Annotated in this window: 9 protein-coding genes and 1 pseudogene; 6 read left to right on the top strand and 4 right to left on the bottom strand. The window is 69.4% G+C overall.

The features are described from left to right. The 3 genes and pseudogenes from CR165_RS23710 to CR165_RS23700 all read left to right on the top strand — a co-directional run. Positions 1 to 118: pseudogene (locus CR165_RS23710) on the top strand (IS5-like element ISMex42 family transposase); the annotation flags it as partial. Between the two features lie 28 nt (positions 119 to 146). Then, positions 147 to 1,697: a mannitol dehydrogenase family protein gene (locus CR165_RS23705; protein WP_109519362.1), complete on the top strand. Its 1,551-nt coding sequence runs from the start codon at positions 147 to 149 to the stop codon at positions 1,695 to 1,697. 36 nt (positions 1,698 to 1,733) lie between these two features. After that, positions 1,734 to 2,414: an HAD family hydrolase gene (locus CR165_RS23700; protein ID WP_109519361.1), complete on the top strand. Its 681-nt coding sequence runs from the start codon at positions 1,734 to 1,736 to the stop codon at positions 2,412 to 2,414. A gap of 330 nt (positions 2,415 to 2,744) precedes the next feature. On the opposite strand, the gene CR165_RS23695 is transcribed toward CR165_RS23700, so the two are convergent. Beyond that, positions 2,745 to 3,539, bottom strand: coding sequence for a GntR family transcriptional regulator (locus CR165_RS23695; protein ID WP_146202039.1), 795 nt, complete (start codon positions 3,537 to 3,539; stop codon positions 2,745 to 2,747). A 103-nt stretch (positions 3,540 to 3,642) separates the two neighbouring features. Here CR165_RS23695 and CR165_RS23690 point away from each other — a divergent pair, with 103 nt between their 5' ends. The 3 genes from CR165_RS23690 to CR165_RS23680 all read left to right on the top strand — a co-directional run bounded on the left by CR165_RS23690 (position 3,643) and on the right by CR165_RS23680 (position 7,325). Further along, the gene (locus CR165_RS23690; protein ID WP_109519359.1) at positions 3,643 to 4,653 is read left to right on the top strand and encodes a Bug family tripartite tricarboxylate transporter substrate binding protein; all 1,011 of its coding nucleotides are present in this window, start codon (positions 3,643 to 3,645) and stop codon (positions 4,651 to 4,653) included. 82 nt (positions 4,654 to 4,735) lie between these two features. Continuing rightward, on the top strand, positions 4,736 to 6,106 hold the full coding sequence (gene pcaB, locus CR165_RS23685; protein ID WP_109519358.1) for a 3-carboxy-cis,cis-muconate cycloisomerase: 1,371 nt from the start codon (positions 4,736 to 4,738) through the stop codon (positions 6,104 to 6,106). 337 nt (positions 6,107 to 6,443) lie between these two features. Next, complete coding sequence (locus CR165_RS23680; protein WP_181378353.1) at positions 6,444 to 7,325, top strand: alpha/beta fold hydrolase; 882 nt, start codon at positions 6,444 to 6,446, stop codon at positions 7,323 to 7,325. 180 nt (positions 7,326 to 7,505) lie between these two features. Here CR165_RS23680 and CR165_RS23675 read toward each other — a convergent pair whose 3' ends face one another. The 3 genes from CR165_RS23675 to CR165_RS23665 form a co-directional block, all read right to left on the bottom strand. Continuing rightward, on the bottom strand, positions 7,506 to 8,486 hold the full coding sequence (locus tag CR165_RS23675; protein ID WP_109519356.1) for a Bug family tripartite tricarboxylate transporter substrate binding protein: 981 nt from the start codon (positions 8,484 to 8,486) through the stop codon (positions 7,506 to 7,508). Continuing rightward, positions 8,483 to 9,178, bottom strand: coding sequence for a polysaccharide deacetylase family protein (locus CR165_RS23670; protein WP_109519355.1), 696 nt, complete (start codon positions 9,176 to 9,178; stop codon positions 8,483 to 8,485). Before CR165_RS23670 ends, CR165_RS23675 begins: the two co-directional genes overlap by 4 nt. 4 nt (positions 9,179 to 9,182) lie before the next feature. Further along, positions 9,183 to 9,451: fumarylacetoacetate hydrolase family protein (locus tag CR165_RS23665; protein WP_146202038.1), on the bottom strand; the 269-nt coding region annotated here is incomplete at its 5' end.

Raw genomic sequence — 9,451 nt, 5'->3', positions numbered from 1 at the left:
GAACCTTTGGGCCCGCCTCAAAGAATGGCGTGCCGTCGCCACCCGCTACGAGAAGACCGCCCGATCCTTCATCGGCATCCTCTGCCTCGCAGCAGCCGCCGACTGGCTCAAGCTCTAACAGGCCCTAATCTGGAGGCCTCTTCGCTGTGGCCAACTTGTCCCCGCTTTCCGCCGCATCGCTCGAATATCCTGGCAGTTCCAGCCTGCATGTCACCGCTCCGCCCCGGCTCTCGCCCCGCACGCTCGGCCTCCTCCCGCGCTCTGTCGCTCGGCCAGGCTTCGACGTCGCGGCTCTGCGCCCCGGCATCCTGCATCTCGGCTGCGGCGCATTTCATCGTGCGCATCAGGCGGTGTTCACCCAGCGCGCGCTCCAGGCCTCCAATGCCGCCGAGCCCGAACCATGGGGGATCATCGCGGCGAGTCTGAGGAAGCCGGACATGCGCGACGCCTTGCGGCCCCAGCATGGCCTCTACACCGTCCTGGAACGCGGTGCCGAAGGCGTGCAGGCCGAGGTGATCGGCACGGTACGGGAGGTTCTCTACGCGCCGGAGGAGCACGCGGCGATGGCGGCGCGCTTCCTCGACCCGGACATCCATATCGTCACCCTCACGGTGACATCCGCCGCCTATTGCATCGACGCGACCACGGGGCGCCTCTGCGCCGCGCATCCCGATATCCAACGCGACCTTCACGGCGCCACTCCGCAGAGCGCGATTGGGGTCCTTGTCGCGGGCCTGGCGCAGGTTCGCCAGGCAGGCCTGCGCCCGCCGGTGGTGATGTCCTGCGACAATCTGGCAGGCAATGGCCGCGTGCTGCGCCAGGCCGCAATGGACTACGCGGCGCTGCGGGACGACAGCCTGGCGGAATGGATCGGCACCTCCGTGCAATTCCCGTGCAGCATGGTCGACCGGATCGTCCCCGCGGCGACGGAGGTGGACCAGGCCGACGCCGCGGCGATGCTCGGCCTTCAGGACGCGGCGCCGGTTTCCGCCGAGCCCTTCCGCCAGTGGGTGATCGAGACCTTCGAGGGTCCGCGCCCCCGCTGGGAGGAGGCCGGCGCGGAATTCGTGCCCGACGTGGCGCCATGGGAAGCCTCCAAGCTCCGCCTGCTGAACGGGACACACATGGCCATTGCTTACCTGGGTGCCTTATCAGGGTTCCGGACTGTGGCGGAGTTCGTGGCCGACCCGGCCTTCGGATCTTACGCTCTGCGCTTCATGCTGAGGGAGCAGATGCCGACCATGCCGCCAAGCGACCATGACATCACGGCCTATGCGCACCAGTTGCTGCGGCGCTGGCGCAACCCCGGCATCGTCCACCAGCTGACCCGCGTTGGCCGGAATGGATCGGAAAAGCTGCAGACACGTCTTCTCGCCTCGCTCTGCGAGAATCGCCACGCAGGCCGTCCGGCACCCTGCACGACACTCGCGGTGGCAGCATGGATCTGCTGCGCATCAGGCCGCACTGGCCAGGCCGGACCGGTACAGATGGAGGACCCGCTGGATCAGCACCTGAAGGCGATCGGCCAGGCGGCCGGGGACGACGCGGCGCGCCTGACCGATCTCGCCCTGGGCGTGGAGCAGGCTTTCGGGACGGAACTTCCGAATTGTGCCGCCTTTCGGGCCGATCTGACCCAGGCGGTGAGGGCTTTGCAACGGGGCGGAGCACGCGCTGCCGTCATGAGGCTCACGGCCTGAGCGACGCCACCCAGGCATCAAGAGAAAGCACTTCATATGTCTGACATGCTTCAGCCCTTCAGCGCCGTGGTCTTTGACATGGACGGGCTGCTCGTGGATACGGAAAGCCTCGCGATGCGGAGCTTGATGCAGGTCGCGGCGGAGATGAACATCGACGCGCCAGAGGCCTTCTGCCACACGATGATTGGCGTTCCCGCCGATCATTGCCGGACGCTGGTGCAGGAACGCTTCGGGTCCGGGTTTCCTGCGGACCACTACCTGGGCGCCGCCGGCCGCCATATGGAAGCTCTCATCGAGGCAGGGGCGCTGGCTCTGAAGCCCGGTGTTCTTGAGCTGCTCGCGGACCTTGAGGCACTCGGTATCCGGAAGGCGGTCGCCACGTCATCCAGCCGTGCCAAGGCCGATCGTCACCTGCGGCGCACGGGCATCCTCGGCCGCTTCGATGCTGTCATCACGCGCGACGATGTCGAGCGGGGCAAACCCCATCCGGATCTGTTTCTCAAGGCTGCCCAGGCTTTGGGTGTGCCGGCAGGGAGCTGCCTGGCATTCGAGGATTCCTATAACGGCGTCCGGGCCGCCTGCGCGGCCGGCATGACGGTGGTGATGGTGCCAGATCTCTTGCCGCCCACGGACGAGATGCGGGCCCGCTGCGCTGCGATCCTCACGAATCTGCACGCGGCGCGCCCGATGGTGTCAGCAAGGCTGACGGCGGCTTGAGCCAACGCATTCGTATGGCCGGTACATACTGCGACGCGGCGCCGTGTTTCGGTTCCTTCGCCGGCATCAGCCTGCTGCCGGCCATCCGGGGCGGGCATAGCCGGCAAGGCAAATGGATCTCTCAGAATACCTCGCCGTTGAGACGCCGAACCGATTCACCGGGCCCCGCTGAGGAGAGACGGTGGCAATGAATGGCAGGGCAGCCTGGCTTCTCCGGCGTCGTGAGCGGTAATGCCGCCCTCCCCGCGGCGGGCGATCCGCTGGAGCGCCCCTCGGCCGCCCTACATGCGGTGCCAATGTCCCGCGTCGTGGTGATGCAGGCACCGTGTCCTATCGGGGCCGGGAAGCAGCCTGCTCCGCCGCCGGCAGGCGCCTGAGCCGGGTGGTGTAGGAGAAGCGTTCCGCCGGGTGCAGGCTGACCGTCACCGCCAGCGGGGCACCGGCGGGGTCGAGGTAGCGGCGGGTGATCTCCAGTGCGTGGCCGCCCGGCTCCGCCGCCAGGGTCTGCGCCACCACGCCCTCCGGAACGCCAGCGGCCCGGATCTCCTGGACCACCTCGTCGATAGGCCGCCCGGCGCTCTCCGCCAGCAGTGTAGCGATCAGCCCGCGGAAGGAGCCGTCCTGCAGGCGCTGCCCAAGATCCCGGGGCACGGCGCCCGCGTCGGCATAGCTGTCGGTCCAGCAGAGGGGCAGCCTCGTAGCGTCCAGGGCCACGCGGAGGCTGGCGACATGGACCCACCGGCTGCCCGGGCGCACGGAGAGGCGGGCGGCCAGAAGGTCGTCGGCGATGACCGGGCTGACCTGGAGGACGCGCCGCTCCGTTTCCGCCGCGTATTGCAGCAGGTCGTCGATCCCGGTGAGGGATTGTGCGTAGCTTCCCGGCCGCCGCGGCGCGTCGCTCGTCACATGGGTGCCGGACCGCCGCCGCCGCGACACCAGCCCCAGTTCCTCCAGCCGCAACAGCGCCGCACGGACGGTCGCACGGCTGACCCCGCGGGCCGCCGAGAGCTCGACTTCCGTCGGCAGCCGCGCGCCCGGCGGCAGCACGCCGCGCGCGATCTCCTCGGCGAGTTCCTGGGCGAGCGCTGCATAGCGGGGTGCTGGGGCGGAGTGTGCGGCCGACATCGTGCCAATGGTACGGACCAAAAAACGGTTGACAAGCAGGGTTGCGTTTTCCTGAATAGTTCGTACCAATCAATAAGTACGGACCAAGGGAGGAAAGACCGCCATGCTGTCCCGCCGCGCGCTGGTCGCTTCCGCGGGCCTCGCGCCTGCCCTCCTGTCCTCGCCCGCCCTGCTGTCCTCGTCCGCCGGCGCCCAGGCCACCGCCAGCTACCCGGACCGGCCGATCCGCCTGGTGCTGCCCTTCTCCGCCGGAGGGCCGACCGACACGCTCGGCCGCGTCTTCGCGGAGCAGCTCGGCAAGCAGTTGGGCGGTCGCGTGGTCGTCGAGAACCGCACCGGCGCCGGCTCCACCATCGGCGCCGATGTCGTCGCGAAGGCGTCGAAGGATGGCTATACGCTGCTGTTCAACAACCTCTCCCACGCCATCAACCCGTGGCTCTACCGCCGCCTGCCCTACGACGCGGCGGCCGACTTCGTACCGCTGGCCACGCTGATGGAGGGGCCGGTCGTCCTCCTGGTGGGCGCGAATGCGCCGTACCGGAGCCTCAAGGACCTGATCGATGCGGTTCGGGCGCGGCCGGACCACTTCGACTACGGCTCGGCGGGCAACGGCTCGGCCGCCCACGTCTCCGCCGTGCAGATCCTGTCGCTCACCGGCACGCGCATGAACCACGTCGTCTACCGCGGCGTGGCACCGGCCATGGCGGACCTGATGGCGGGCATCGTCACCCTGGTGAACGACACCTCGACCACCGCGCTGGGCAATATCCGCGGCGGCCTGGTGCGGCCGCTGGCCGTCACCTCGGCCGAGCGGGTGCCGTTCCTGCCGGAGCTGCCGACGGTGCGGGAGAGCGGCATCCCCGAACTGGCGAAGTTCCGGATGTCGACCTGGAACATGCTGCTCGCCCCCGCGGGCACGCCGCCGCCGATCGTGGCGAAGCTGCATGACGAGAGCCGCAAGGCCCTCGCCGACCCCGCCTTTGTCGCCAAGCTGGCGGAGCTCGGCAACGTGCCGATGGCAGCCGCCGACCTCGACGGCACCCGCGCCTTCCTCGTCGCCGAGATGGAGCGCTGGCGCGGCGTCCTGGCAGAGGCGGGGGTGAAGCCCGAATAGGGCGCTTCCGAGAACAGGATGGCCAGCCTGTGCGGCCATCCGCCGAGCATGTTCGAAACCACCGACCCCCGAGAGAGCTCCCGTGGCACCATTCGCTTCCGCGACCACCGTTATTGACTCCGGCCTGTTCCGCGATGCCTTCGGAACGCCCCGGATGCGGGAGGTGTTCTCGGATCGCACCCTGATCGCCCGCTACATCCAGGTCGAGATCGCGCTGGCGAAGGCCGAGGCGCGCTGCGGCGTCATTCCGGCCGAGGCTGCCGAGCAGATCGCCGCCCGCTGCAGCATCGACGCGCTGGACTTCGAACTGCTGCGCAGGGAGACCGACAATGTCGGCTATCCCATCCTGCCGCTCGTCCACCAGCTGGTGAAGCAGTGTGGCGAGGCCGGGCGCTACATCCACTGGGGGGCGACCACCCAGGACATCATGGACACGGCGGACGTGCTGCGCGTCCGCGCTGGGCTGGACGTGATCGAGGCGGAGATCGGCGCCCTCCGGCAGATCCTCGCCGAGCTGGCGACGAAGCACCGCGACACGCCGATGGCCGGGCGCACGCACCTGCAGCAGGCCCTGCCGGTCACCTTCGGCTACAAGGCCGCGATCTGGCTGGCCATGTTCGACCGGCACGCCGAGCGCCTGCGGCAGCTCAGGCCCCGCGTGCTCGTGGGCGAGTTCGCAGGCGCCGCGGGCACGCTCGCTTCGCTCGGCGAGCGCGGGCTGGAGGTTCAGCAGGCGTTCTGCGAGGAACTCGGCCTTGGCGTGCCGGTCACCACCTGGCACGTCGCCCGCGACGGCTTCGCCGAGGTGGTGAATTTTCTCGGCCTCGTCACCGGCTCGCTGGGCAAGATCGCCTACGACATCATGCTCATGGCCTCCACCGAGTTCGGCGAGGTGTACGAGCCCTTCGTGAAAGGCCGCGGCGCCTCCTCGACCATGCCGCAGAAGCGCAACCCGATTTCCTCGGAACTGATGCTGGCTGCCTCCAAGGGCGTCCGGCAGCATGCGGGCCTGATGCTGGACGCCATGATCCACGATCTCGAGCGGGCGACCGGCCCCTGGCACGCCGAGTGGATGGCGATCCCGGAGAGCTTCGTCCTCACGGCCGGTTCGCTGCACCAGGCCAAATTCGCCCTGGGCGGGTTGATCGTGGACGAGGCGCGCATGCGGCAGAACCTCGCCCTCAGCAACGGCCTCATCGTGGCCGAGGCCGTGATGATGGGCCTGGCACCCTTCACGGGCCGCGACGAGGCGCACGACCTCGTCTACGATGTCTGCCGCGAGGTGAACGAACAGGGCGGCACGCTGGCGGACGCCCTGGCGCGCCACCCGGAGGTCACCCGCCACCTGGACCGCGCCGCCATCGACCGGCTGACCGACCCGGCCAACTATCTCGGCATGGCGCCCCAGATGGTGGACCGCGCCGTCGCCGCTTCACGGCGGCAGGCCAGTTAGCGCCGGAACGAAGGAAGGGACTGCACCTCCTGGCCGCTTCCGCAGCCCGGGGCGCCCACGAGACCGGATCTCGCGCAGAAGGCGCCCTCGGCCATTCAGCGTCTGCGGCCGCCCGAGGACCGATCGACGGGGGCGACCGGGGTTTGGAACATGTCGGCGGCAAACGTGTCGGCAGCACCGGCGCATCCGTCGGCCCGAGTCCAGTTCAGCGGCCGGAGATCGCCGAGGGCGGCGGTCGGGCCGCGAGGGAGGAAAGAAGATGAACCTGTATCCGACAAGCCGGCGGGATATGATGGCGCTGGGAGCGGCCGCTCTTGGAGCCTCACTGCTCCCGTCCATGGCGGCCCGCGCGCAACAGCCGCCCGCCTCCACGGAGAAAGCGGGCTACAATCCGCGCTTCGTCACTTCGCCCGATGGCGTGCGCCTCGCGACATATGAATTCGGCAATCCGCAGGGACCCGCGATCCTGTTCCTGCACGGCTTCGCGCAGGCTGCCTTGTCATGGGACCGGCAGCTGCGCGACCCGGCGCTGGCCCGCGCCTTCCGCATGGTGGCGATCGACCTGCGCGGCCACGGGATGAGCGCCAAGCCACAGGGCGATGCCTTCTACAAGCCAGGCCAGGTCTGGGCCGATGATGTGCGGAGCGTCATCGCCGAACTTGGGCTGCAGCGTCCCGTCCTGGTCGGCTGGTCCTATGCCGGGCGGGTGGTTGGCGACTATCTCGCCGCCCACGGTGCCGATGCCGTGGCCGGCATCAACTACGTCGATGCCAGCAGCACGCTCGGCGACCCTGCCTTCCTGGGCCCTGATGTCGGGCTGCTCGGCCCCCAGGCGATGCTGGCGCCGGGCGTCGAGGGCTTCATCGAGGGCACGATCCGGTTCCTGCGCGCCTGCTTCGCCACCCAGCCCGATCCGGCCGATTTCCAGACCATGCTCGCCTTCAACATGCTGGCGCCGCATTACGTGCGTGCAGGCCTCTCGGGCCGTCCCGCCGACTACGCGGCGGTTCTGAGGGCGCTGCGCCTGCCCGTTCTGGTCACCCATGGCGAGAAGGACCGCATCCTGACCCCGGCGATCGCGCGCTTCACCGCCGCCGCCGTGCCGGGTGCCCGGCTTTCCCTCTACCCCGACAGCGGCCACGCGCCGTTCTGGGAGGAGCCGGAGCGCTATAATCGTGAGCTGGCCGAGTTCGTCCAGCAGGCGCAGGCGGCGCGTTAGCGCCGCCCCGGCCCGACATTTCCCTCATCCACGATATGTCCCGATCAGGTGAATCCACCTGATCGGGTGAAGGTGCCGGCAGGCGCCAAGGCCTGGGAAAAGCAGGCCAACCCGGTGCGGACGATCGAAATCGTGCCGCCTCCGGGTTGCTGGCCAAGCCGGAGCCCCGGCCGTATTTCCTCAATCCGGGCGAATGTTGGCGGCGGCGATGACCGGCCGCCACTTCGCGATCTCGTCCCGCGTCATCGCCGCGAGCTGTTCCGGCGAGCCGCCCACCGGTTCCACGCCCTGGGCGCGCAGGGTCCTGAGCGCCGCCGGGTCGGCGAGCAGGGCGTTGGTAGCCCGGCTGAGCCGGGCCACGATGTCCGCCGGCATCTTGGCAGGGCCGTAGAGAGACCACCGCCCTTCCACGACGAAATCCGCCACCCCTGCCTCCTGCATGGTCGGCACATCGGGCAGGATGGCGATGCGCTTGGCCGATGTGACGGCCAGCGCCTTCAGCGTGCCGGCCTCCAGATGCGGCTTGAGGCCGAGCGGATGATAGAACATCCCGTCCACCCGCCCGGCGATCAGGTCGGTGATCGCCTGGCTGGCGTTGCGGTAGGGAACGTGCTGCGTCTCCAGCCCCGCCCGCATGTTGAACAGCGCCTGCGAGAGATGCCCCGTGGTGCCGTTGCCTGCCGAGGCGAAGCTCAGCGGCTTCTCCTTGGTCAGCGCGATCAGCTCCGCCAGGGAATTGGCCTTCAGGGCGACCGGCACGCCCAGCACGGATGGCGTAGTGACGAAAGGCGCGATCGGGGTGAAGTCCTTCACCGGATCGAAGCCCAGATTGGGGAAGAGGCTGCTGTTGATGCCGTGCGTGCCGTTGGTGCCGAGCAGCAGCGTGTAGCCATCGCCGGCCGCCTGCGCGACGGCCTGCGCGCCGACATTGCCGCCGGCGCCGGCGCGGTTCTCCACCACCACGGGCTGCCCGACATCCTTCGCCAGCGCGTCGCCCAGGATGCGGCCGAGCGCATCCGTCGTGGTGCCGGCGCCGAAAGGTACGACGAGGCGGATCGGCCGGTCCGGCCAGGTGCTCTGCGCCTGCGCGGCACCGTAGCGGGCCAGCAGTGGCGCGGCGGCAAGCCCGCCCAGCAGGGCGCGGCGTGTGGCGAATGTCATGCGGAGGCTCCTGCGCGAGAATTGACGTAGTTGGTGACGGGCCCTGTGGCGATGCCACGGCGGAGTGGGACACAGGAATCCGGGAACTCCTGCGTGAATCGGGCGCCCTGGTCGGCAAGCCTGCCAAGGAAGCGGTCCAGGTGGCGCATGGCGTTGTTCGGCAGATCGTGCAGGACCAGCACGACGGGCTCCGGGCCGCGGCACATGTCCAGCGCCCGATCCACCCAGCCATCCGGATCGCGGAAGTCGCCCGGCACGGCATTCCACAGCACGCAGGTGAAAGCGCCGTGCGTCAGGAGGTCGAGCGCGGCTTGGCTCAGCAGGTGCGGGCCCAGGGCGCCGCCGCCGCCCTGCGGGCGGAACAGCCGGTGTTCGTGCGAGAGATCGCCGATCAGCTCCTGGGTACGGGCGATCTCCGCCTCAGCGGCTGCGGCGCCGCCGGGAGCGTCACCCAGCGGCCCGGCATGGCTCCAGGTGTGATTGCCGATCCAGTGGCCCTCGGCATGCGCCCGTTCCGCCAAAGCGCGATGCGTCGCCAGCTTGTGCCCGAGGACGAAGAAGGTGGCAGGAAGGCCGCGCCGCCGCAGCACCTCCAGCACGCCCGGTGTCACCTCCGGCTCAGGCCCGTTGTCGAAGGAGAGGGTGATGCTGGGCGCCCCGGTTGCGGCGCCCTGGAGCCTCTCGCCCGGCATCGTCTCAGGCCTCGTCCTCGACGGTGTTGACGAGGGTGCCGATGCCCTCGATCTCGATCTCCATCGTGTCGCCGCCCTTCATGAAGACCGGCGGCTTACGGGCGTAGCCGACGCCGCTCGGCGTGCCCGTGGCGATGACATCGCCCGGCTCCAGCGTCATCGCCTCGGAGAGGATGGCGAGGATGCGCGGGACGGAGAAGATCATGTCGGAGGTGTTGCTGTCCTGCATCGTCTCGCCGTTGAGGCGGGCGGTGATGCGCAGCGCGTTGGGCC

The organism is Teichococcus aestuarii (genome assembly GCF_003116135.1).
GTDB classification, from domain to species: Bacteria; Pseudomonadota; Alphaproteobacteria; order Acetobacterales; family Acetobacteraceae; genus Pseudoroseomonas; species Pseudoroseomonas aestuarii.
The sequence above is the reverse complement of the archived record's forward strand: the minus strand, read 5'-3'. Positions and strand labels throughout refer to the sequence as shown.

Excerpts from the sequence above, each read along its gene's own strand:
- CR165_RS23700 (WP_109519361.1), top strand. The coding sequence starts at position 1,734 with ATGTCTGACATGCTTCAGCCCTTCAGCGCCGTGGTCTTTGACATGGAC.
- CR165_RS23670 (WP_109519355.1), bottom strand. The coding sequence starts at position 9,178 with ATGCCGGGCGAGAGGCTCCAGGGCGCCGCAACCGGGGCGCCCAGCATC.
- CR165_RS23675 (WP_109519356.1), bottom strand. The coding sequence starts at position 8,486 with ATGACATTCGCCACACGCCGCGCCCTGCTGGGCGGGCTTGCCGCCGCG.
- CR165_RS23680 (WP_181378353.1), top strand. The coding sequence starts at position 6,444 with ATGGCGGCCCGCGCGCAACAGCCGCCCGCCTCCACGGAGAAAGCGGGC.
- CR165_RS23690 (WP_109519359.1), top strand. The coding sequence starts at position 3,643 with ATGCTGTCCCGCCGCGCGCTGGTCGCTTCCGCGGGCCTCGCGCCTGCC.
- CR165_RS23695 (WP_146202039.1), bottom strand. The coding sequence starts at position 3,539 with ATGTCGGCCGCACACTCCGCCCCAGCACCCCGCTATGCAGCGCTCGCC.